Here is a 22,912-nt window from a genome sequence, read left to right as displayed (position 1 = left end):
GCCGCACGGCAATCGCTAAACGCTCTCGACGGGCGGTTCCTCTGCGTCCTTTTCGGCTTCGGCGTTCTGCAGCGTTGCCGTGCTCGCGCTGCTTCCGATTTTCTTTCCTGCGAGCAGCTCTCCGACGAGCTTGCCGTGTGTGATGGCCATGCCATGGCTGATGCCCGGGGCGGCAAGAGGATAGTCGACGAGAAAGCGGCCGCCTTGGCAGTTGCCGACGGCGTACAGGCCTTCGATGAGCGAATCGTCCTCGGCATCGAGCACCTGGAAGTTCGTGTTGGTCACAAGGCCGCCCATGCATACGAGCAGCACGGTATCGGTCATCGGATAAGCGTAGAAAGGCGGCTCTGCGATGGGGAACATGCGGTCGGCCCGTTTGTTGAAGTCCTCGTCCGAACCGGCTTCGGCAAGCTCGTTGTAGCGGGTGATCGTCGCCTCGAGCGCATCGGCCTCTACGCCCATGTTCACGGCGAGCTCTGCCAAGGAGTCCGCTGTTACGCCTTCTGCATCTTCGGCGAAATAGGTATCGAACCCGGGCGTATTGCCGTCCTCGCTGCTTTCGTGGGCAATGTAGGCGTTCTTGCCGTACGAGCCGTTCGGTACATCCGATCCGCTTTCCACATACCAGTTCACGTTGCCATGGCCCGTGTCCATGAACCCGATCTGCTCGGGCCAGCGGGAATCGAAGATCTGCCATGCCTTCTTCTCGGGCAGGCGCGACAGCTGGTTTTGCAGCCACTGACCTCCCACGTCTTCATTCATAAAGCGCTCGCCGTACACGTCGACGAGCAGAAACCCGTCTACGCCCAAGGGGCCGCCGAGATGGTGGGTCATGGGTGCGTGCGGGCCGGCTTCCATCTTAGCGCCGATCCACATGCCCATGCGCTGTCCGTCGCCCGTGTTGGTTTTGTTGCCCTTTGCATCCACGTTGGGAAAGATGCTCTGGAAGCGGGAGGCCCACCTTGCGTAGTACTGCATCATTTCGGTATTCGAAGAGTAATCGCCGGTGGCGAGCAAGACGGCTTTGGAGGCGTTGATCCTGCGGTATCCGTCATCGAGGCCAACCACGATCACCGATTCCACTTTTCCTCTGCCTTCGTCGGCGCGCACGAGTTGGCGGGCCCAGTTGGAGAACCTGAACTCGACGCCCGCATCGGCGCAAATCTTGTACGTTTCCTTCAGGTAGGGTCCAAGATCGGGAAGCAGTGCCTGGCACGTGTCGAACACGGGATAATAGTCGTTTTCGGTGTGCGCAGTGTCGGGATGGGGCCAGTGAAGCTTGCGGACGGAAAGGCTCTCGCCGTCGTACGGATCGCTTTCGGCTTCCAGCACGTACTCGTCTGCGCACGGTTCGAGAAACCAGTCGAGGGCGGCCCCGGAATGATCGGCCCAAAGCTTCAGCAACCGCATGTTAGGCCGGTAACCGCACTCTTTCGCAAGCTGCGAGACCACCGCTTTGCCGTCCACATCGATTTCAAGCGCTTCCTGCACCTGGCCTCCGACTGTTCCCACTTGGTTTGAGCGGTACTGGTACGAATCGGCCTTCTCGACGACGACGATGCGCTCTGCGCCGTTTTCGACGGCCGCCCGCGCCGCGCACAAGCCCGACAGGCCGGCCCCGATGATGACGATATCGGCTTCGATGGTCTCCTTGAGCGAGCTTTCCGGAATGGGATCGGGAATTTGAAGGAACTCGGGCGTCGACGTGTCGTTTGCCGCGATGCCGGCGGCTCCCGTCGAGCCGCTATCAGACGGATCGACGGCGGTTGTGGATACCGAAGCGGAAGGCGCGCACCCCGCAAGACCCGCGCCTGCGGTTACAGCTGCGGCTGCGCCGAGGCCCAGAAACGCGCGTCGGCTCAGCCCTTTGTTGTTCGTACGGTGCTCGTTAGGCGCTCCGGTGTTGTTGCTCATGGTCCGGCTCCTTGTATGGGTAAGCGCCCGCGTGAAGGCATGCGGACGGCGAAACGGTCTTGTTTTATAGTAACCGATGGAGTTTGAAACGAGCAGAGAAATCAAAAAAGCCCACGCGGCCAGCTTGGGAAACCGCGTGGGCTACACCTCTGGTTGTAGACGAGAAGCCTAAGCCTGCTCGGGCTTTTTCCACTCAGCCTTCTCGATCTGCTCGACGATCGCGTCGAGGGCATCGCCGACCTCGTATTCCTCGACCTTGCCCGCATCGCACAGGTGCGCAAACGCGGGGTCGATCGGGAGGGTGGCGTATGCGGGGATCTCGTAGCGCTCGGCGACCTCTTTGCCCTGCGGCTCGCCGAAGATGTAGTGCTTCTTGCCGCAATCGGGGCATTCGAAGTACGCCATGTTCTCCACGAGTCCGAGAATCGGCACTTCCATGCTCTTGGCCATGTTGACCGCCTTGCCCACGATCATCGCGACGAGTTCCTGCGGGGCCGACACAGTGACGATGCCGTCGACGGGCAGCGATTGGAATACGGTGAGCAGCACGTCGGAAGTTCCGGGAGGCATGTCGACGAACAGATAGTCGATCTCGCCCCAGTTCACCTCGTTGAAGAACTGGCGAACGGCGTTCGAGACGACCGGGCCGCGCCATGCGACGGGCATGTCGTCTTCGGGAAGCATGAGGTTGGTGGAGATGACCTTGATGCCGCTTTGGGTCTGAGCGGGTAAAATCCCGTCAGCGTCGGCCGAAAGCGGATTGGTGATGCCGAAAGCCTTGGGAATCGAAGGTCCCGTCACGTCGGCGTCGAGGATGCCCACACGCAGCCCCTTCTTCTGCATGGTGCTGGCGAGCAGGCTCGTCACGAGCGATTTGCCGACGCCTCCCTTGCCCGAAACGACGCCGATGACGTGTTTGATGGTCGAGCGGTCGTTGGGCTTGAGCGTGTGATCGACCGGCTGCGAGCGATCCCCGCAATCGGATACCCCGCAGCCGGAGCATTCGTGCGTGCATTCTTCTTCTGCCATGACTCCTTCTTTCTTCCGCCTTACAGGCGTTTGCTCTGAGAACCCAAGGCGCGTCTCGTCTTGCGGCAGTGCGCTTTCGGTTCGATGTGTTGTGATTGCGCTATGGTATCACAAAGTGCTCAACGCAAAGGGTCCTGCTCCTCGATTGAGGCGATAGCTTGCCCCCACAGACGATAGGCGGTTTCGCAAAAGCGCTTCGCGTCGGCGATGCGCGGCGTTGCAATGCGTGCGGTCGGCACCCCCTTAAAGCCGGGTTCGAGGAAGCCTGCTTTAAGCAGGCGCGGATCGATCACGACATCGAACGGGTCGCTCTCGAAAAGCTCCGGCATGAGTATGTAGGCCGGTACGAGCACATCCCAGCAGCAGAATTCGTCGAGGCCGTACCAGCGTTTCATGGTGTCGAACCACGAGGTGCAGAGCTTTCGGACCACGCCGCCCCCCTCGCGATCGGTCGCTATGCGCTCAAGGAACTCGTCGCGTCGAAACGTCGCGGGCAGGCAATTGTTCGCGGTTGCGACGACGACGTTCGCGCCGCGTGCGGCAGCCTCGAAGATCATCGCCGTGGCCTCGGGGTCGCATGAAAGGTTCAGCTCGTCCATGATCGTGCCGTTGAACGCGAGCGTTTGCGTGATGCCGCCCATGAGCACGACTTCGCGGTAGAGCGAAAGCACGTCTGGGTCGAGGGCGAGCGCGCCTTTGAGGTTCGTGGTCGATCCCGTGACGGCAAGCGAAAGCTCGCCGGGGTTCGCGTGCGCGCGCTCTACGATGAAGTAGGCGGCTTCGGAGGCGGGGTGGTCCTTGTCGGGCGCCCCCTTGCAGACGGGCACGTCGAGGTGGAACGCTTGTGCGAGGGCGTGTGTGTTTTCGTACACCGCATCAAGCGTGTTGTTGCCATAGCTTGCGCAGATGCCCTCGATGGTGCTGTTCCCAGCGCACACGGCAGACCCGCTGCCACCGCTTTCTGCGACGCACGCGGCATATCCCATTGCGAACAGGATGGCCAATCCGTCGTCCACGTCGCAGTCGGCAAGGCCCATCGTCGTGTCGGAATCGAAGATGATGCGTTTGGCGGCGCGCTGCCCAATGTCCATGATGCCTCCGTTTGCGAAAATCAGCTTGCAAGTTACAACTAATAGATATAATCTTATAGTAGACTATTCCGTATGGTTTGAGAAGAGCGATGCGCGCGGTTTCGCGCACGGCGGTTCGTCTGCCGAAGCGATGCTGGACAGCGTGCACGGAAGGGAGCATGCATGGCGGTCGAGAAAAAGTATGACAGAAGTGGAGCAGCAGCGAATCGGGCAGGGGATATGCGGGAGCTGAAACCGCTTTCGCGGCGCAGGTTCGTTGCGGTGGCGTCGACGGCAGCGGCGACGCTTGTGTTCGGGTCGGCGCTTGCGGGATGCTCGGGCGGATCGGACGGCTCGGGCTCGGGCGATGCGGCGCAGGATGTCGAGTACGCCGACTGGAACGCCGTCCTCGAAGCGGCGAAGGGTCAGACGGTATCATGGTACGGCTGGGGCGGCTCGGAGCCGCGCAACACTTGGATCGCAACCGTGCTCGCACCGGCGCTCAAAGAGAAGTACGACGTCACCTTGAACCTCGTCGGCATGGACATCAACGACATCCTCACGAAGCTCTCGGGCGAGATGCAGGCCGGCGTCGAGGCAGGCAGCATCGATTTCATTTGGATCAACGGCGAGAACTTCTACTCGACGAAGGAGAACGGCTATCTGTGGGGCCCGTTCACGCAGTACCTTCCCAACTTCAACGACTACATCGACGCGGATAGCCCTGAAGTCCTCTACGACTTCGGTTCGCCGGTCGAGGGCTACGAAGCACCGTACGGTAAGGCGCAGATGCAGATGTGGGTGGATTCGGCGGTGGTTTCGGAGACGCCGAAGAACCCCGATGAGTTCCTTGCGTTTTGCCGGGAGCATGAAGGCCGGGTGACGTACCCCGAGCCGGGCGACTTTGCGGGAACGGCCTTCATCTCGTGTCTTATCGCGGGCGTGATCGGAAAAGACGAGTTCGAGAAGCTCTCGTCGATGGAGAATCCTACCGCCGAGTCGGTCAAGGCCATCATCGATCCGGGCCTTGCGTACCTGCGCTCGCTCAACCCGTATCTCTGGAAGGCCGGTGCGACGTTTCCGGCCGACGCCGCCACGGTCGACACGATGTACGCCGACGGCGAGCTCGTGATGAACATGGGCTACGGCGCTCCCGAGGCGCTCGTGAAAAACGGGACCCTGCCCGATACCACGCGCTCGTTCATCTTCGAAACCGGTACGGTGGGCAACTCGAACTTCATGGCCATCGCCAAGAACGCGACAAACAAAGCGGCCGCGCTCGTAGCCATCAACGAGATCATCTCCCCTGAAATGCAGCTTTCCCAGTACGAGGAACTCACGAACATCAGCGTGCTCGACATGGACAAGCTTCCCGAGGCCGACCGCGCAGCGTTCGAAGACGTTCCACTCGGCGTGACGCAGCTGCCGATCGAAGAGCTTTTGGATCATCGTATCGTCGAGGCAGCAGGTCCGGTGATTTCCCTCATCGAGCAGTTGTGGCTCGAAGAGGTTATCGGCGCGTGACATTGCCGCTATACTGGTAGCGAACCCAACACGCCTATGCGCGCTGTCGTCCTTTGGGCTTCGGCGCTTCGCATACGGCGGCTCGAAGGGCGCATACGAACCCGCGGCAGCATGCTGCGGGCTCGTCATTTCATCGGTGGACGAACAGAAAGGACGACGGGATGTCGGTGTGCGGACGTAAGATCAAAAGCGCTCTGGCCCCCTATGCGCTCATCGCCCCCACCGTGGTGCTCGTGCTCGTGTTTTTGTACGGCGTGGTGAACGGCGTGCTGCAGGGCTTCGGCATCATGCCGTTTCTCGGCAAGACCGAATTCACCGCGCAGTACTACCTCGAGGCGCTCGGCCGTCCCGATTTCACGGCGTCGCTCGGTTTCAGCTTGTATGTTTCGGCGGTCTCCTCGGCGCTTGCGGTCGTGGGCGGCATCGCGCTCTCGGCCGCGCTCGTGCGGCTCTCGTCTTCTCGGGCGCTACAGGTGCTCGGTGTCAGCATCCCGCTTATGACCGCGCACACGCTCGTGGTGCTGTTCGTGGTTTCGCTGTTTGCGGGCACCGGACTTGTTCCGCGCGTGCTCTACGCGCTCGGACTCATCGAGGGCATCGGCGGTTTCCCCTCGGTTGTGGGCGATCCGAGCGGGTGGGGCATCGTGCTCGTCTACCTTTGGAAGGAGATCCCGTTCGTAGCGTTTTGCACGATCACCATCATGGCGAACGTGTCCGACCGCTTCGGCGAGGCGGCACGCACGCTCGGGGCGTCGGCGATCAGAAGCTTCTTCACCATCACGCTCCCTCTGTGCAAAGGGGCGCTTGCAAAGGCGTTCCTCATCGTGTTCGCTTTCTCGTTCGGTGCGTACGAAGTGCCGTTTCTGCTGGGTCCGACGCTGCCGAAAGCCATTCCCGTGCTCGCGTACCTGGAATTCCAGAATCCCGATATCTTGAACCGATCCTACGCGATGGCCATCAACGGCATCATGGTGCTCGTGTGCACGGTTCTCGCCATCGCGTACTTTGTCGTGCTGCAGCGTGAAAGGAAGCGCTGAGATGGACGAGGGGCGCAAGGAGGAAAACGTACGGAAGCACGCGGGGCGGCACTCGGCTGAGGGCGGCGCGAACGTGCGGCATGTGCGCGCGAACGGAGCGTCTGCGCGGCAGGCGTCTTCGCCAGGCTCCGAAGCCAAGGCGAACGTGCGGCATGCGGGCTCGCGCCGATCCAGCCGACGGGTGGCAGCCCTGTTCGTTGCGCTGCATCTTGCATGTGTACTCGTTCCGCTCGCTGTCGTCGTGGTGTGGGCGTTCACGAGTGCATGGCCGTGGCCCGAGCTTCTGCCCCAAACGTTTTCCGATCGCGGTATCGTCGAGCTGTTCGTGACCTCGAGCGATCTCGGAAGCGTGCTGCTTGTGAGCATCGGGATATCGCTCGCGGTGGCCGCGCTCTCCACGGTGTTCGCCGCTATGGCCGCCCGAGCGCTCGCATTTCACCGCTTTTTCGGCAAGGAGTTGTTCCGATTTTCGACGGTGCTTCCGTTTCTCATTCCTGCAACCGTGTTCGCTATGGGTGTGCAGGTTATTTTCATCCGTGCAGGGCTCGCGAACACGGTTTGGGGCGTCATCGTCGCGCATACCATCGTCGCCTTGCCCTACGCGATCACCATCATGAGCGAGGTGACCGTTGCCGCGGGGCGCAGGTTCGAACAGCAGGCGCGCGTTTCGGGAGCGGGGCCGGTGCGGGCGCTTATCGAGGTGCAGGTTCCCCTGCTTTTACCGGGGCTCCTTTCGGCTGCGTCGCTTGCCTACATCACCTCGTTTTCCCAGTATTTCCTCACGCTTTTGATCGGGGGCGGCACGGTGAAGACGTTCGCGCTCGTGATGTTTCCCTATCTTGCAAGCGGCGATCGGACGATCGCAAGCGCATACGGCGTCGTGTTCATGCTCGTCACGCTTGGCGTGTTTTTCCTGTTCGAGTTTTTGCTGAAGCGGTTTGCGCCCGCTCGAAACGAATATTTCACCGACTGATGGGTGCGAGGATAAGGAGCTGCCTGATTTCATGAGGCTCACGGTTTCGAACATAACGATTGACTTAGGGGGAAAGAGCGCAAAGCGCGTGCTCGACGACGTGTCGTTCACGGCGCAGGAAGGCGAGTTCCTTTCGCTGCTCGGCGAATCGGGGGCGGGAAAATCGACGCTGCTCAAGATCATCGCGGGCATCCTCGTTCAGGATAGGGGATCGGTCGCGTTCGGCGATGCGTCCGTCGACGAGGTGCCCGCCCACAAGCGCAACGTCGGCTATGTATTCCAGGACATGCGGCTGTTCCCGAACATGAACGTCGAGGAGAATGTTGCGTTTCCCTGCAAGATGCGGGGCATGAAGAAGGCCGAACGGCTTGCCCGTGCTCGCGAACTGCTTGCCCACGTGCAGCTCGAGGGGTTCGGCGCGCGCGACGTATCGAGCCTTTCAGGCGGCCAGCAGCAGCGGGTGGCGCTTGCCCGCGCGCTTGCCGGTACGCCGAAGGTGCTTTTGCTGGACGAGCCGTTTTCGGGGCTTGACGAGCACTTGCGCGACGATATGCGATCGCTCGTGCTCAAGCTTCATCGCGAGTTCGGCACCACGACGATCATGGTGACCCACGATGCGATCGAGGCTATCGAAATGTCGGAGCGCATCGTGTACATGAGCGCTGGGCGCGTGATGCAGCGGGGCGCGCCTGACGAGCTGTTCGAACGGCCGGCCACAAGCGAGATCGCCGCATGCTTCGGCGATTGCTCGACGCTTGCGGGCGAGGTGCGCCATGCCGTGTTTGTCGCCGATACGCTGCGCCTGCCCGCACCTGGGGTGGCAGACGGTCCCGCCACTGCGGTGATCAGGCAATCGGCGGTGCGCCTCGATCCGTGCGCCGAGGCGGTGCATCGGGTGAGGTGTTGCGTGTACAGGGGAGAGATCAACCTCGTGCGCATCGATCTTGCAGGTCAGACGCTGACTGTGCCCGTCTGCGAGCTGGTTTCAGCCGGTGCGAAGGTGGGTGTGGCATGCGCAGACGAGGGCGTGTTCGTGTATGGTGGGGAAGATGCGGGAGCGACTAGCGTCGAAGACCGAACGGGTGCGTGCGACGTCGAATCCCAGCCGGTCGAGCGCGGGGCTGAAGCGGACATGCGCGCCGGCGCCGAAGCCCGTTTGGGCCGCACGAGCAGAGCGGAGGCGAGCGATGTCGTTTGAGGAAGAAGGGCTTTCGCCTCGCAACGTCGAGGCGTATCTGGCCGAAAACACCGCCGTGCGCGAGGCGCTTCGTCTTCCCGCGAGGGTCTCCGTGGAAGCGCACCTGCTTGCTCGCGGCGAGTACAACGCGAACTTCACCTTCGTGCATCCCGAAACAGGGCGCAGGCTCCTGTTCCGTGTGAACCTGGGTTCGCAGATGCACCTCGACGATCAGATCGGCTACGAGGCGCACGCGCTTGAGCTGCTTGCGCCGAGCGGCAGAACGCCGAAGGTGCTCTACGTCGATTCGTCGAAGGCGTATTTCGGCAAAGGCGTGCTTGTGGAGGAGTGGTTGCCCGGCCGCCCGCTCGACTACGCAACCGATATGAACTTGGCTGCCGCGCTTTTGGCCGACATCCACGCCGTTGCACTTCCGTCCGACCATGCCCTCGTCGTTCCCGATGATGCGCTCGGCGCGATCGTAGACGAATGCGAGGCGATGTTCGCCGTCTACGAGCGCTGGTCTGAGGCGCACGAGGCAACCGTCGCGCGTGTCGCGCGCTTGGCTCGGATGGCGCGCGAAACGGCGAGCAGGCCGCACGCTCCTCGGGTGCGTCATATCGTGAGCACCGAGCTCAATTCGCGGAACTTTCTCATCAACGAGGGCGATACGAGCTACCTGGTGGATTGGGAGAAACCGGTTGCCGGGGAGGCGGAGCAGGATATCGCCCATTTCCTCGTGCCCACGACGACGTTCTGGAAGACCGATACGGTGCTCGATGCGGGCGCTATCGACCGTTTCGTCGAAGCGTACGTGCGCGCCGTTGCCGGGCGGTTTTCGACCGACGGCATCCGTGAGCGTACCGCCGATTATCTTTCGGTAACCTGTTTGCGCGGGCTCACGTGGTGTGCGATGGCGTACGCCCAGCACATGAGCGGAGAGCGGTCGGTGGCCGACGACTACACGCTTGGAAAGATTGAAGCGTATCTTGACGATAGGTTTCTCGCGTTCATCGAACGAGAGTACTTCGGCGTTTCGTAAAAGCGATGCCGAACAGGGCAGCAGCGGCGCGCACGGATGTGCGTAGTGCAACGCGAGGCACCGTGCCATGCCGCAAAGGCGCTTGGGTGCAGGCCCGCAATAGCAGTGGATGCCGATGTGCCGAAGCGGTGTCCTGTCTTTCCCGCGCGGCGGCTTGCTTTATACTGATGTGAGGACTTTCGGGTTCCCGTACACGAGATAAGGAGTTTGTCCATGCTGTTTTCCGATATCGCGATACTCGACGAGAACTTCGAGGTGCAGACGGGGTGTTGGGTGGGCACGGTCGAGGGCCGCATCGCCTATATCGGCACCGAGGCGCCAACACCTGAGGAGGCCGCCCGGTTCGGCGAGGTGTACGATGGCGATGAGAAGCTGCTCGTGCCGGGCATGTTCAACGCCCACTCCCACGCTCCGATGACGCTTCTGCGCGGTTATGCCGAGAATCTTCCCTTGCAGACGTGGCTCAACGACCGGGTGTTTCCCTTCGAGGCGAAGATTACCGACGAGGACGCGTATTGGGCCACTGTGCTTGCATGCGCTGAAATGCTGCGCTACGGAACGGTGAGCTTTTCCGACATGTACTACCATTCCCGCGAACGCGTCCGCGCCGTTACCGAGTGCGGTATGAAGATGAACGCGTGCGAAGGTTTGCTCGCGTTCGAAGACAAGCCCTATGCCGAGTACCCGATCAGCGCGCTCAACGAAGAGCTCATCGCCGAATTCCACGGCAGCGCCGAAGGCCGTATCCTCATCGATTACAACATCCATGCCGAATACACCTCGACGCCTGCGGTGTGCGCCGACATTGCAGCGCTCGCGAAAGCGAAGAGTCTGAACATCCACGTGCACGTATCGGAAACGAAATCCGAGCATGAGGAATGCAAGGGGCGCCATGGCGGCCTGACTCCGGTGCGCTACTTCGACAGCCTCGGCGTGTTCGATGTACCTGTGACCGCCGCGCACTGCGTATGGGTGGACGACGGCGATATCGACATCCTTGCCGAGCGCGGCGCGTTCGTGGCAAGCAACCCGGTTTCGAACATGAAGCTCGGAAGCGGATTCGCCCCAATCGCCCGCATGCTCGAGCGGGGCGTGAGTGTGGCGCTTGGAACCGACGGCGTGGCTTCAAACAACAACCTCGACATGTACCAGGACCTTTTCGTGCTTGCGCTCGCCCAGAAGGGCGCGAACCTCGATCCCACCGCCGTGTCGCCTGCGGGCGCCCTGCGCGCCGCCACGCGCACAGGCGCGCTTTCGCAAGGACGTGCTGATTGCGGGCATATCGCCCTCGGAGCGAAAGCCGATCTCGCCGTGCTCGACGCGAGCGGGCCGTCGTGGTGCCCGGCGACCGATCTCTTGAACAACCTCGTATACGCAGGCCACGGATCGGATGTGTGCCTGACGATGGTCGATGGCGAGGTGCTCTACCGCGACGGCGTATGGGAGACGATCGACGTCGAGCGCGCGAAGGCGGAGGTCGAAGTACGCACCCGCCGCATCATCGCATCTGTGTAGGCCGAGGCGGAGCCAGCCCCGAGCCCGACTACGCGATCGCCGGTTTACGCTCCTGCACCCGCCTTCGTCACCGCTTCTTCGAAGTACGGGTACATGTCGGGTGCGCTTCCGGCGAAAATGCTCGACACGACACCGTCCTTGTCGATGACGACCGTGTAGGGGATGCCGCTTGCGGGATAGAGCGCCTCGATCGCACGGTCCTCGTCAAGGCCCCATACGAAGTCGTAGCCGTATTCCTCGATGCCCTCCTTTGCGTCGGCGGGGGTGTCGCCACGGTTGATGGCAAGCACCTGCACGTCGTCGTAGTTCTGCGCGATGTCGTTCAAATCCGGCATCTCGCGCACGCAGTAGCCGCACCATGTGGCCCAGAAATTAAGCACGACCACCTTGCCTCGGTAATCGGAAAGCTTGGCCGTGCTGCCGTCTACCAGGGCGAACTCGAAATCGGGGGCTTCGACGCCTTCCTTGACCTCGGCTGATTTCGGGTTTGCCGAATCGCTCGCGCCTGACTCGGCCGAATCGCTCGCGTCCGAGCCCGCAGACGGTGCTGCGGTCGACGTGCAGCCGAACAGGACAAGTGTCGAAAGAATGAGTGCGGCGATGAAGCCGACCATCCGCTGGGTGCTTGGGCGGTGCAGGCGTGTCATGGTTTCTCCTTAAGGTTCGGGCGAGTCGGCGGCGCTTTGTGCGGGCGCATCGGCCGAGCGCTTCTCGGACGAGCTGGCAGACCCCTGTGCAGTCGCATTCATCTGCCGCTGGGCCGCATCGGTGCGCGGGAGGCCGTCTAACTGTAAGTTTTTGGATAGCATATCACGGAGCGAAAAGCGAATGGCACCCGTTTGGCAAGATGTTGCGCAGGCTCCACATTGAATGCATTCGCGGTCGCTCACGGTGCGAATATCGACCTTGCATACGGAAAGGCATGCGCCGCAGTTGGTGCATGCGTGCTCGTCGACGCGGTAGCGCAGCAGCGCGAACCGATTGAAGAACGAGTACAGCGCCCCGAGCGGGCAGAGGAAGCGGCAAAACGGGCGGTATACGAACAGGCATACGACCACTAAGGCTACGAGTACGCCCACCTTCCACGTGAACAGGCCTCCGAGCATGAAACGAAGCCCCTCGTTCGCTGCGACGAGAGGGATACCCGCTTCGAGCGTTCCCGCCGGGCAGAGCCATGCGCAAAACGCGGGCGTCCCGATGCCAGTTGCGGTCAAAAGCACGATCGGCGCGATGATGACGAGCCCTGCGAGCACGACGTACTTTCCCCCCGAGAGCGCCCGGCTCCACGCACCCTTTTTGATTTTGGGAAGCGGAACCTTATCGAGCAGGTCTTGGATGAGCCCGAACGGACAGAGCCAACCGCAGACAGTCCGGCCCAGAAGCGCTCCGAACGCGAGGATGGTGCCGACGATGTAGAACGGCAGCTTCTGTTCGCTTGCGACGAGCGCCGCCTGCAGCGATCCGATGGGGCAGGCTCCGATGGCACCGGGGCACGAGTAGCAGTTGAGGCCAGGCACGCACAAGCCTTTGGCATCGCCCTGGTAGATGGTGCCCGTTGCGAAGCCTTCGAAGTTGAGGTTGTACAACAGCGCTGCGAGCAGTTGGACGATGTGGCGCTTGAAGCGGGCGATTGCACCCATGGCTTATCCGATTCCAATGCACTCGTAGCAGATGAGCGCCGCTTTACGCAGCGTATCCGCAAACCCGCCCTGCATCGCGCCGATCGCAATGAACGCGACGCCGACTGCGAGCACGACAAGCCACCACGGTATGCGTTTCGCGAGATTCTTCATGGCGCAATTGTATACGACGGGGCTTCGTGCGGCGAGTGTTCGGTGCTGTTCGCCGCCGAATCGTCATGTACGCTCTTACTTGCCGAACAGCCTCTTCGCCCCGCTTGCCATGAGGTAGACACCTCCGCCGATGGCGAGCAAACCCGGTCCCGGAAGGATGAGCATGGGAATGCCCGCGAGCGTGCATACGCCTCCCGCAGCGATGCGGGCAGCGCCCCCGAGGCGGCTTTTCGGCTGATCGCTCGTATTAGTGGAGCCGATGACGCGCGCATCGACCGGTATGGCGGGCCCAGAACCGCTTGCGGGCTGCCCGGATTGGGCTCCGGGGTGCCACGAGGTGCCGTCGAACGTGTAGTAGTTCTCGGTTTTAGGGGCTGTGCCGTGGGGCGCGGGGGAGGCGCTTCGATGTTGATCGGGTGAGGCTGAGCTGCTCTTTGCAGCCGCGTCCGTGTGGCCCGCCGATGGTTGCGGCGCTTGCGAAGAAGCGCGCTCGTTCGATTGATTAACGGGGGTTACGTCAATGATGCCGTCGTTGCGTTCCATGGGGAGCCTCGTTTCCGATCCGGTTTCCATCGATTATACGGAACGGGCCAGTCGAGAACCAATCTCCCATCTGCGATGTCATCTTGCGGTAAAGAAAAGATCATAAACATGACGAGACTACTGACGGGACCGCAGCGTGCGAAGGCGTCGGTACCCTTGTAGGCTTCGCCCCGTAACCTAATGAGATTTCCGCTTCTTCTACGGGAGCTATCGGTCTTTTCTGTTCCCGAGGACCGAAAATCTGGCACAAATTTGGAGGTTTGACAATTATGGAATATCATATATTTATATTTGGAAGTATCGAAATTCAGCGACCAGGCATTTTGCTCGCCTCCAATCGAAATTTTAATATATAACTCATTATATAATTGTCAAACCTCCAAATTTGTGCCAGAATCCGCGAACCCCGGAACATAAAAGCTTCTTGAGAGCGTCTGCTTCCGAAGCGTCCCCGCCTCCGAAGCGCCCCTTGTTTCCGAAGGGCGCTTGCCCGAACCCTCGTTCGGCTGCATACCCGGGGTGCCTTCCCGTGGGCGCGTGCCGCCTGCATTCATTCGGTTGTGCTTGTCATGGCTTGTCACGGGTCTTATTTCTCGCTTGTTGCGAGCGTCATTTGGGTTACACTAGATGCCGTACTGGTTTTGTACTTCCAGGTTGCTTTGTTTGTGTAAGGCTCGACAGTGGTTCGCGCCTTGGGAATAAACAAAAGGCGTGGGCCACGCAACAGGAAAGTTGGTGGTCATTATGGCAGCTCCTGCTACCGAACACGTGCGCAACATTGTGCTCGTGGGGCAAGACGGCGCTGGCAAGACTTCTCTTGCAGAAGCGATGCTGCACGTCTCTGGAAAAACGCCCCGTATGGGCACAACCCACGACGGCAAGTCCTACCTCGATTACGACGACGAGGAAATCAAGCGCAAGTTCACGATCGGGACCTCGATCGCACCTATCCCGTACAAAGACTTCAAGATCAACGTGCTCGACACGTCGGGTCATCCCGATTTTATCGGTGATACGCTCGCTACGATGCAAGCTGCCGAAATGGCTCTGTTCGTCGTCGACGCCGTTGCGGGTCCGCAGGTTATGACCACCAAGCTGTGGAACGAAGCCGAGGATATGCGCCTGTCCCGCGCCGTGTTCATCAATCATATCGACCGTGAGCACGCGAATTTCGATTCTGCCATGGCAACGCTCCATGCGCGCTTCGGTTCGCGGTTGGGAGCGGTTACTATTCCCATGGGCGTCGATGCCGACTTCAAGGGCGTCATCGACGTGATCCGCATGAAGGCCCGCTATTTTGAGGGTGAAAGCGAGCATGTGGACGATATCCCGGCCGAGTTCGCCGATACCGCCATCGTTGCGCGCGACAAACTCTGCGATCTGGTGGCCGAGGCCGACGACGAGCTCATGATGAAATATCTCGACGGCGAAGAGCAGCTCACCCAGGCCGAACTCGAGGATCTGCTTGACAAGGCCATCGCCCAAGAGCTCTTCATCCCCGTGTTCGTGGGTTCGACCATCATCAAGCAGGGTGTGCAGGGCCTCATGGAGGATATCGCCACGTACTTCCCGTCGCCGCGCGCACACGGGCGTTTCCGTTTGGCCAACGGGGAAGAGACGTTCATCGATGAAGAGGGCGAGCCTGCCTGCTTTGTGTTCAAGACGCTGTCGGACCCGTATGTGGGCCGCATGAGTTTCGTGAAAGTTATCTCGGGTGTGCTCGAACCGGGCATGGAGCTCATCAACTCGCGCACGGGCAAGAAAGACCGCCTCGGCCACCTCTACGTCATGATGGGCAAAGAATCCAACGACGTGAAGAGCGCGAAGGCGGGCGACATCATCGTCGTGCCGAAGCTCACCGACGCGAAAACCGGCGACACGCTGTCCAAGTCGGGCGATCTCGCCATTGATCCTCTGCCCATGCCCACGCCCCAGTACCCTGTGGCCATCGAAGCGGCGAACAAGAAGGACGAAGACAAGCTGGGAAGCGCGCTCGCCCGCGTTGCCGAAAACGATCCGACCATCCGCATCACCCGCAGCGAGGAAACGCATCAGACTGTGCTTACCGCCATGGGCGACACGCAGGTCGATACCATCCTTGCACGCATGAAAGAGCAAAACGGCGTCGATGCGGTGCTCGTGCCGGTGCGCGTTCCCTATCGCGAGACCATCCGCAAGACCGCCGAAGCCCAGGGCCGCCACAAGAAGCAGACGGGCGGTGCCGGGCAGTTCGGCGATTGCTGGCTGCGCCTCGAGCCCAACCCGGGCGGCGGCTACGAGTTTCTGGATGAGATCGTGGGCGGCAAGATCCCGCGCAGCTACATTCCGGCAGTCGATAAGGGCGTGCAGGATGCGATGACTGAAGGCTTCTTGGCGGGATACCCGATGGTCGATATCAAATGCGCGGTATTCGACGGCTCCTACCATGCGGTCGACTCCAACGAGATGGCGTTCAAAACGGCGGCGCGCATCGGCTTTCGGGCTGCGTGCGAGAAGGCCGATCCGGTACTGCTCGAGCCGATGGCCAACATGGACATCGTCGTAGGCGAGGAGTACGCGGGTGCGGTCATGGGCGATATATCGACGCGACGCGGCCGCATAGTCGGCACCGATTCCAACGATGCGGGCGAGACGGTCATCATGGTACGCGTGCCGTACGCCGAAGTGGTCACGTACACGAAAGACCTGCGCTCCATCTCGCGCGGCAGCGGCTCGTACTACATCGAGATCGAAGGGTATGAAGAGGCTCCGCACGACGTGCAGAAGAAGCTCGTCGAAGCGTACCAGGCGGCGAGGGCAGCCGGCAACTAAGAGGTTCACTAGGCTTTTCGTATGCAAGGCTCCTGCGACGTGCGGTTCGATTGCCGCGAGGCGCAGGAGCCTTTTTGCGTTTAGCCGTATGGCTGTCTTCTGGGAGCCCTTTGTGAAAGCCCGTGAAGGACTTTGGTGGTACCGCAGTCGCACCGAGAACGACACATGCATGCTGGGTTCTCTCATCGAGGTATCCAAGAGAACATAGGCGAAAGCGGTTGCTTGCCCGCAAATGTAAAAATGCGGGTCCCGTGTGTGCCTTCACGGAACCCGCTGTGTTTCAGACCTCGACAATTATAAGACATAATCTAGTAGTTGGCAAGAGCCTTGCGGTGCTATGGTCGAAAACCTTGCAGCCGGGGCGGTGCCAGGGCGGTGCAGGTGCGTGTGCGCTATCGCGCTTGCAGCTAGAGAGGTGCAAGCGCGAGGGTGCGCTTTCGCTTTCTATTCGTAGTGTTCGGCAGCACGTGCGAGCTGGTCGATGATGTCGATGCTCTGCGGACACATGTCTTCGCATGCGCCGCACGCGATGCACTCCGATGCGCGGCCGCCTGCTGCCTGCCATGAGTACAAACCCTTCACGAACTCCCGATCCTCCACCATAAGCTCGAGGTTCACAAGACCGAGGATCTCGGGGATCTTCACGTTCTGCGGACACTCCTTCACGCAGTAGCGGCAGTTCGTGCACGGCACGGTAGGTACGCTCTTGAGCGCTGCGATGGCCTCATCGAGCGCTTTTTGCTCTTCGGCGGTGAAGGGCTTGTCGGCCTTGAAGCTCGCCGCGTTCTCCTTCGCCTGCTCAAGCGTCGACATGCCGGCAAGCACGGTCACGACGTTTTGCAGATGCCAACAGAAGCGGTACGCCCACGAGGCGAGTCCCGCGTCGGGTGCGGCATCGTGCAGCACCCGTGCTGCACGCTCGGGTAAGTCGGCCAAGCGGCCGCCGCGAACCGGCTCCATAATGATGACGGGCACGCCGTGGCGCTCGGCAACCTCCATGCACCGCTTCGCCTCGACAACCGGATCGTCCCAGTCGAGGTAGTTCACCTGCAGCTGCACGAACTCCATCTCGGGATGCGCGGTTAACAGCTCGTCGAGCGCGTCGGCTCCGTCGTGCATGGAAAAGCCCACGTGTTTGATAAGGCCTTCGCGCTTCTTCTCCTGGGCGAACTCCCACATGCCGTATTCGTCGAACTTCGCCGTGCGGGTGCCTCCGACGTTGTGCAGGAGGTAGAAGTCGACGTAGTCGAGGCCGAGGCGCTCAAGCGAGATGGCGAGGTTTCCCTTCGCCTCCTCTTCGCTTTCGGCTGCCCAAGCCAGGCATTTGGTGGCGACGGTGTAGGCGTCGCGCGGGTAGCGCTCGACGAGTGCTTGCTTGAGGGCGGTTTCCGATGCACCCTGGTGGTAGACGAAAGCGGTGTCGAAGTACGTGCCGCCCGCCTCGATGAACGTATCGACCATCTGCTTGAACTGCTCGATGTCGATGCTCGTCTGGTCTTCGGGGTCGGTAAGCGGCAGGCGCATGCAGCCGAAACCGAACTTCGGCGTGGATTCGAACTCTTCTCTCATGGAGCTCCTCTCGTTTAGGTTCGCCATCATGGTAGACCTTGGAGCAAACTCCAAGTCAAGAGAAACTTCGGGAAAACTTTGCCGGCAGCGCAGGTCCCGCCGTATCCGATGCGATCGGGGCCTGCGCTTGGCTGCCGCGCGTAGGGCTTAGATTCCGGCACGAAAAACGCCTTCGACAGCAGATTTTTTCGACTTGTGCACGCCTTATGGCTTCGCCGTGCGGCTTTGGAGCGATATCCGTTCTCATCATCAGGCAAAACCCAATGACGTAACCACGCAAGCGGCGTTTTGTTGCCGCGAGGTGTGCTTAACGGGGCCTCGAACGTGCACAAGTCGAAAAAATCCGTTACCGAGACGGCTTTTTTCCGACGAGCCCGCCCTGCCTCGTTGGAATTGAGGCTAGGTGCATGCTCGCTTTCGGGGCGCAGCGTTCGCGTCGTTCGGCAGGAGCCGAATCTCCGCCCATAGCGCCTAAACTAACGGTGCATCTCAGAGGGCGATTTTCATGCCGTCGAGGGCGACCTTTACGCGTCCGTCGTACTGTCCGACGTACGCTTCGAGCTCGCAAAGCGTGATCGGCTCGTCGTAGTGCATGGCAAGATGGGTGAGGTAGATCGTGCCCGCGCCGAGCTCTAATCCCTCCTCGATCGCCTCTTGAACGCTGTGGTGCGCATCGGGGCTCCAGTTGCGCTTCCAAAACGTCGCATCGAGGGCAAGTACGTCGACGCCGCGCACGCGCTCGGCGGTCTCATCGGGAAGCCTGCCCGTATCCGAAGCGTAGAACAGGCTTGTGCGCGGCGTTTCGATGAGATAGCCGAACGTGCCGGGGGCGTGCGTTACGGGAAGCGCCGTGTAGCGGGCACCGTCGAACTCGAAGCTCTCGAAGGGTGCAAGCTCGTGCATGCCGAGGCAATATGTCATGTAACCGAATTCGCGCTCGACGCCCTCGAACGTGGCGGCGCTCGCGAAGGTGGGAAGCTCGGCCTTCGTGACAAGCTGCACCATGTATTCGAGTTCGCCGAGGCCGCCGAGGTGGTCGAAATGACCGTGCGTGTACAAAAGCCTGTCGATTGTCCGTACGCCCTCCCTGATGAGCTGATGGCGAATATCGGGCGGCGTATCGATTACGAGGCATTCGGCCCCCTCGATCATGACGCCGCAGTCGCCGCGCCGGGCGCGCGGATCGTTGCGCGCTTCGACGCATGCAGGACATTCGCAGAAGAACGCGGGCACCCCGCATCCTGCGCCCGTACCGAGGAAGGTGAAGGTGTGCATCGAGCGTTTGCCGGGTGCGGTTTCTGGCTCGCGGGGCGCATCGTTTGGCACGGGGGGCGCATCGTCTAGCTCGCGGGGCGCATCGCCTGACATGGGGGGCGCACCTTCGGGCTCGGTGCGCGCCGCAGCGCGCTTTCGGGGGACAGTGCCGCTCGGCGCGTCTGTTTCGTTTCGCTGTTCGCTCACGGTTCGCTCTCTTTCCTTACAGTCGGTATGCACTAGTATAAAGGTTGTCGTGCGGCCTGTAGGCGGACGGTTTATGCCAGTCGCAGGATGATTCGTGCAAATGTTTCCCAATTGTCATGTACTACTATATAATGGATGCCGTCCAATAGAAGTATTGGTCGCATAATGGATAATGGCGAATGTGTCAGGAGGATACCGAAGGCGAGACCGCTTTGCGAGTCCGATCGACGGGGGACGGCCGGCAATCCGGCCGAGGGACCGAGCATACGGCGTGCGCGCCCATCGCAGGTTGTGCAGGCGAGCGGTCGGTCTCATCCGTCAGCGGCGGAGTCGAAAAACGGGGGATTCCGATTTAGTACCGATAGGCTTACCTCGCACACAAGATTAAATCTTTCGGTGTGATGTGCGCGCATCGGGGCTCCCGTAGACTTGCTTGCGATCCGTTTCAAGGTTGCTCTTTCCACATTGCACGGAAGTCCCGATGTGAGAATTGCATTCATTGTGAGAGAAGACGAGTAGAGGGGAAGGTAGATGACAGAAATCGATATCCATGCCGATGGCGTCGAGATGGTAAAGTCGCTCTGCTATTTCTGCCATGCGAACTGCGGCGTCCTTGCCTACGTCAAGGATGGCGATGTGATCAAGATCGAAGGCGATCCTGATTACTCGAACCACGGCGGTCTGTGCTGCCGCGGTACGAGCGCGCTGTTGCATGTCAACCACCCCGCCCGCATCAACCATGCGCTCAAGCGCGTGGGCGAGAAGGGCGAGGGCAAGTGGGAGCAGATTCCATACGATCAGGCGATCCAGGAAGTTGCCGAGAAGCTCAACCAGATCAAAGCCGAGAGCGGGGCGGAGGCAGTGGCTTCAGCCGGCGGTACCACGCGTACCGATGACTGGGCGCGCCGTCGTTTCCTCAACCAGTTCGGCACGCCGAACGGCTTCCATAACGCGCTTCTGTGCTGGATCCCGACGTTCATGGCTGAGACCTGCGTTGCGGGCTGGTCGCCGTTCGAGACCGATCTGGCCGGAGCCAAGTGCCTCATCCTCTGGGGCATGAACCCGGGTGCTTCAACGCTCGGCGGCATGGACGGCTATACCGATCTTCAGAAAGCCGGCCTCAAGATCATCGTCGTCGATCCGCGCTATTCCGAGACGGCTTCCAAGGCGGACCTTTGGGTTCCCTTGCGTCCCGGCACCGATGCGGCGCTCGCGCTCGCCATGCTTCACACCATCATCTACGAAGGTCTGTACGACTACCAGTTCGTGAACGACTGGTGCGACGGGTTCGACGAGCTGCGTGAGCACGTGAAGGAGTACACGCCCGAGTGGGCGGCGCCCATCACGTGGCTCAAGCCCGAGCAGATCCGCGAAGTCGCTCGCATGTATGCTATGAACCGTCCCGGCTGCATCCAATGGGGCTGCACGTGGGATCAGATCGGCCGCGCTTCCACCACGGGCAGCCACGCCATCGCGCTCATTCGTGCGGTCTGCGGCAACCTCGACGTTCCCGGCGGCGACGGCATGCCCGGTCCCTCGCTCGGCTTCTTGACCGACGAAGAGATGGAGGCGAACGAGTGCTTACCCGAGGAGCAGAAGTCCAAGCAGATCGGCTCCAACAAGTTCAAGCTCACCTCGTGGCCCGGCTATCAGCTCATTTCGGATAATGCCAAGCGCACGTGGGGCAAGTCGCTTCCGACCGAATGGTTCTGCGAAGCCCACGGCCCGAGCGTGTTCAAGGCTATCATCACGGGCGATCCGTACAAGGTGCGTGCACTCATCGTGAACGCCACGAACCCGGTCAACTCCTACGGCGATGCCAAGATGACGCTCGAAGCCCTGAAGCAGTGCGAGTTCTTGGTCACCGTCGATTACTGGATGACGCCCGCAGCGCTGTTCTCGGATTACGTGTTCCCAGCAGCAGGCGCCCTCGAGCGTCCCACCATCGTCACCCACTACGGCGCTACCGATTCGTTCATGGGCGGCAGGCGCGCTATCCAGCCTAAGTACGACCGCCATACCGACATGACGTTCTGGCGCAAGCTCGGCCTTGCATGCGGCCAGGATCCGGCCATGTGGCCGTGGGAGACCGAGGAAGAAGCGTACATGCACATCCTCGAGCCGCTCGCGTTGCCCGGCGTCGAGAAGTACAACGACTTCGTTGACTTCTACCGCATGTACTATCCGCCGCTACATCAGAACAAGTTCATCACGAACGGCGGCTTCTGGACGCCTTCGGGCAAGGTCGAGTGCAACTCTTCCATCCTGCGCCAGCTCGGTTACTCGGGTATGCCCACCTACATCGGTTGCATCGAGAACGAGATCGATACGCCTGAGATCGCCGAAGAGTACCCGGTCGTGCTCACCACCGGCGGCGGCTTCATGCCGTACCACCATTCCGAGCACTTCCAGATGGAGGGCATCCGCTTCCTCTATCCCGATCCGTACTTCTCGCTCAATCCCGAGCTCGCCGAAAAGCTCAACATCGCCTACGGCGACTGGTGCTGGATCGAAACCCGTCGCGGACGCATCAAGATGCGCGCGAACGTTGAGCCCGAAGTGGCTCCCAACGTGGTGTTCGCGCCGCGCGGCTGGTGGTTCCCCGAGCGTGACGGCTCCGCCAACCTGGACAACCCGTTCGGCTGCCTCGAGTCCAACGTCAACGTGCTCACCTCGGTCGACGATTGGGATTGCGATCCCATGGGCGGCTCGTGGGCGAACCGCGGCCTCATGTGCAAGGTGTACAAGTGCGGTGAGTTCGACAAAGAGTACAAAGCCGCCGACACCCAGTTCTCCATTCCAGGTTCGTCGAAGGAGCCGGGCGTCACGGTTATGCCGAGCGATCAGCACCTTGCCCGCGAGCCCATTCCGTTTGAGGTGCCCGCACCGCCCGAGGACGTTCCCGAGGGTTACGAATGGGTCTGGCAGAGCGGAAACCTGTACACGAAAGATACGCACTTCCGCCTCGACGAGTCGGGCTGGCTCATCAACCCGAAGACGAAGGGCTACCACGACGCTTACACCGGATGGCGCTACGATGCCGCAAACGAGTGTCTGGTCGACGATGAGACCGGCAAGATGTACACGATGGACCGCGAAGAGATCCCCTTCGTTGCGGGTATCCGCTGCTACCCGGGTGCCGAAGCGGCGCCCTACGAGGTGCCCGAGCAGCTTGCATGGGATCCTGCGCGAGGCCATGCCGTGCTCGGCGAGTTCGTCTACATCTACGATCCCAACTCAGGGTGGCTCATCGATCCGGAAACCGGCGCGTTCCACGATGCTTACTACGGTTGGCTCTACGATGCCGAACGTGCGTGCCTCGTCGACGAGGCGAGCGGCAGATGCTTCGACATGAGCTATAACGAGCTCGTTGCCGAGCAGCCCGCCGAGGAAAGCGAGCCGAGCGATCAGGCCGCAGCCGAAGGTGCCCAAGCGGCCGAGGAAGGAGAATAGA

General features: G+C 61.1%; 17 protein-coding genes. 8 read left to right on the top strand and 9 right to left on the bottom strand.

Annotated elements, in window-relative coordinates; genetic code table 11:
* Window positions 1-15 precede the first annotated feature (15 nt).
* From FJE54_RS15600 to FJE54_RS15590, 3 genes are all read right to left on the bottom strand, one after another.
* Window positions 16-1,914, bottom strand: coding sequence for an FAD-dependent oxidoreductase (locus tag FJE54_RS15600; protein WP_139653700.1), 1,899 nt, complete (start codon window positions 1,912-1,914; stop codon window positions 16-18).
* A 168-nt stretch (window positions 1,915-2,082) separates the two neighbouring features.
* A complete protein-coding gene (locus FJE54_RS15595) occupies window positions 2,083-2,943 on the bottom strand; it encodes an Mrp/NBP35 family ATP-binding protein (protein WP_139653699.1) in 861 nt (286 codons plus the stop codon).
* 119 nt (window positions 2,944-3,062) lie between these two features.
* Window positions 3,063-4,034, bottom strand: a complete 972-nt coding sequence (locus tag FJE54_RS15590; RefSeq protein WP_139653698.1) for a nucleoside hydrolase — start codon at window positions 4,032-4,034, stop codon at window positions 3,063-3,065.
* Between the two features lie 162 nt (window positions 4,035-4,196).
* Here FJE54_RS15590 and FJE54_RS15585 point away from each other — a divergent pair, with 162 nt between their 5' ends.
* The 6 genes from FJE54_RS15585 to FJE54_RS15560 all read left to right on the top strand — a co-directional run bounded on the left by FJE54_RS15585 (window position 4,197) and on the right by FJE54_RS15560 (window position 11,281).
* Window positions 4,197-5,537: an ABC transporter substrate-binding protein gene (locus FJE54_RS15585; RefSeq protein WP_139653697.1), complete on the top strand. Its 1,341-nt coding sequence runs from the start codon at window positions 4,197-4,199 to the stop codon at window positions 5,535-5,537.
* A 161-nt stretch (window positions 5,538-5,698) separates the two neighbouring features.
* Window positions 5,699-6,574 carry an ABC transporter permease gene (locus FJE54_RS15580; RefSeq protein ID WP_139653696.1) on the top strand — a complete coding sequence of 292 codons (876 nt, stop codon included), beginning with the start codon at window positions 5,699-5,701 and terminating at the stop codon, window positions 6,572-6,574.
* Between the two features lies 1 nt (window position 6,575).
* Window positions 6,576-7,547 (top strand): ABC transporter permease, encoded by a 972-nt coding sequence (locus FJE54_RS15575; protein WP_139653695.1) that lies wholly within the window; start codon window positions 6,576-6,578, stop codon window positions 7,545-7,547.
* A gap of 31 nt (window positions 7,548-7,578) precedes the next feature.
* Window positions 7,579-8,745 (top strand): ABC transporter ATP-binding protein, encoded by a 1,167-nt coding sequence (locus FJE54_RS15570; RefSeq protein WP_180326783.1) that lies wholly within the window; start codon window positions 7,579-7,581, stop codon window positions 8,743-8,745.
* Window positions 8,735-9,766 carry a phosphotransferase family protein gene (locus FJE54_RS15565; protein ID WP_180326782.1) on the top strand — a complete coding sequence of 344 codons (1,032 nt, stop codon included), beginning with the start codon at window positions 8,735-8,737 and terminating at the stop codon, window positions 9,764-9,766. Before FJE54_RS15570 ends, FJE54_RS15565 begins: the two co-directional genes overlap by 11 nt.
* A gap of 213 nt (window positions 9,767-9,979) precedes the next feature.
* Window positions 9,980-11,281, top strand: coding sequence for an amidohydrolase (locus FJE54_RS15560; RefSeq protein WP_139653692.1), 1,302 nt, complete (start codon window positions 9,980-9,982; stop codon window positions 11,279-11,281).
* Window positions 11,282-11,325: 44 nt separating this feature from the next.
* On the opposite strand, the gene FJE54_RS15555 is transcribed toward FJE54_RS15560, so the two are convergent.
* From FJE54_RS15555 to FJE54_RS15545, 4 genes are all read right to left on the bottom strand, one after another.
* Complete coding sequence (locus FJE54_RS15555; RefSeq protein ID WP_139653691.1) at window positions 11,326-11,928, bottom strand: TlpA family protein disulfide reductase; 603 nt, start codon at window positions 11,926-11,928, stop codon at window positions 11,326-11,328.
* A gap of 9 nt (window positions 11,929-11,937) precedes the next feature.
* The gene (locus tag FJE54_RS15550) at window positions 11,938-12,921 is read right to left on the bottom strand and encodes a 4Fe-4S binding protein (protein WP_139653690.1); all 984 of its coding nucleotides are present in this window, start codon (window positions 12,919-12,921) and stop codon (window positions 11,938-11,940) included.
* Between the two features lie 3 nt (window positions 12,922-12,924).
* Window positions 12,925-13,074 (bottom strand): CD1871A family CXXC motif-containing protein, encoded by a 150-nt coding sequence (locus tag FJE54_RS16110; RefSeq protein ID WP_180326780.1) that lies wholly within the window; start codon window positions 13,072-13,074, stop codon window positions 12,925-12,927.
* Between the two features lie 75 nt (window positions 13,075-13,149).
* Window positions 13,150-13,617, bottom strand: coding sequence for a hypothetical protein (locus FJE54_RS15545; protein ID WP_139653689.1), 468 nt, complete (start codon window positions 13,615-13,617; stop codon window positions 13,150-13,152).
* A 744-nt stretch (window positions 13,618-14,361) separates the two neighbouring features.
* Between FJE54_RS15545 and FJE54_RS15540 the strand changes: the two genes are divergently transcribed.
* Window positions 14,362-16,428, top strand: coding sequence for an elongation factor G (locus FJE54_RS15540; RefSeq protein ID WP_180326779.1), 2,067 nt, complete (start codon window positions 14,362-14,364; stop codon window positions 16,426-16,428).
* Window positions 16,429-16,872: 444 nt separating this feature from the next.
* Here FJE54_RS15540 and FJE54_RS15535 read toward each other — a convergent pair whose 3' ends face one another.
* Window positions 16,873-17,997 carry an aldo/keto reductase gene (locus FJE54_RS15535; protein WP_139653687.1) on the bottom strand — a complete coding sequence of 375 codons (1,125 nt, stop codon included), beginning with the start codon at window positions 17,995-17,997 and terminating at the stop codon, window positions 16,873-16,875.
* Between the two features lie 489 nt (window positions 17,998-18,486).
* Entirely contained in the window at window positions 18,487-19,458 is a 972-nt protein-coding gene (locus tag FJE54_RS15530) for an MBL fold metallo-hydrolase (protein ID WP_139653686.1), read from the bottom strand.
* A 531-nt stretch (window positions 19,459-19,989) separates the two neighbouring features.
* On the opposite strand from FJE54_RS15530, the gene FJE54_RS15525 reads away from it, so the two are divergent.
* Window positions 19,990-22,911 carry a molybdopterin-dependent oxidoreductase gene (locus FJE54_RS15525; protein ID WP_139653685.1) on the top strand — a complete coding sequence of 974 codons (2,922 nt, stop codon included), beginning with the start codon at window positions 19,990-19,992 and terminating at the stop codon, window positions 22,909-22,911.
* Window position 22,912: the final 1 nt, after the last annotated feature.

The organism is Raoultibacter phocaeensis, from assembly GCF_901411515.1.
Taxonomy (GTDB): Bacteria; Actinomycetota; Coriobacteriia; order Coriobacteriales; family Eggerthellaceae; genus Raoultibacter; species Raoultibacter phocaeensis.
This window is presented reverse-complemented; position numbering and strand designations above follow the sequence as displayed.

Coding starts and splice junctions, on each gene's coding strand:
- FJE54_RS15600 (WP_139653700.1), bottom strand. CDS start 1,914: ATGAGCAACAACACCGGAGCGCCTAACGAGCACCGTACGAACAACAAA.
- FJE54_RS15595 (WP_139653699.1), bottom strand. CDS start 2,943: ATGGCAGAAGAAGAATGCACGCACGAATGCTCCGGCTGCGGGGTATCC.
- FJE54_RS15590 (WP_139653698.1), bottom strand. CDS start 4,034: ATGGACATTGGGCAGCGCGCCGCCAAACGCATCATCTTCGATTCCGAC.
- FJE54_RS15585 (WP_139653697.1), top strand. CDS start 4,197: ATGGCGGTCGAGAAAAAGTATGACAGAAGTGGAGCAGCAGCGAATCGG.
- FJE54_RS15580 (WP_139653696.1), top strand. CDS start 5,699: ATGTCGGTGTGCGGACGTAAGATCAAAAGCGCTCTGGCCCCCTATGCG.
- FJE54_RS15575 (WP_139653695.1), top strand. CDS start 6,576: ATGGACGAGGGGCGCAAGGAGGAAAACGTACGGAAGCACGCGGGGCGG.
- FJE54_RS15570 (WP_180326783.1), top strand. CDS start 7,579: ATGAGGCTCACGGTTTCGAACATAACGATTGACTTAGGGGGAAAGAGC.
- FJE54_RS15565 (WP_180326782.1), top strand. CDS start 8,735: ATGTCGTTTGAGGAAGAAGGGCTTTCGCCTCGCAACGTCGAGGCGTAT.
- FJE54_RS15560 (WP_139653692.1), top strand. CDS start 9,980: ATGCTGTTTTCCGATATCGCGATACTCGACGAGAACTTCGAGGTGCAG.
- FJE54_RS15555 (WP_139653691.1), bottom strand. CDS start 11,928: ATGACACGCCTGCACCGCCCAAGCACCCAGCGGATGGTCGGCTTCATC.
- FJE54_RS15550 (WP_139653690.1), bottom strand. CDS start 12,921: ATGGGTGCAATCGCCCGCTTCAAGCGCCACATCGTCCAACTGCTCGCA.
- FJE54_RS16110 (WP_180326780.1), bottom strand. CDS start 13,074: ATGAAGAATCTCGCGAAACGCATACCGTGGTGGCTTGTCGTGCTCGCA.
- FJE54_RS15545 (WP_139653689.1), bottom strand. CDS start 13,617: ATGGAACGCAACGACGGCATCATTGACGTAACCCCCGTTAATCAATCG.
- FJE54_RS15540 (WP_180326779.1), top strand. CDS start 14,362: ATGGCAGCTCCTGCTACCGAACACGTGCGCAACATTGTGCTCGTGGGG.
- FJE54_RS15535 (WP_139653687.1), bottom strand. CDS start 17,997: ATGAGAGAAGAGTTCGAATCCACGCCGAAGTTCGGTTTCGGCTGCATG.
- FJE54_RS15525 (WP_139653685.1), top strand. CDS start 19,990: ATGACAGAAATCGATATCCATGCCGATGGCGTCGAGATGGTAAAGTCG.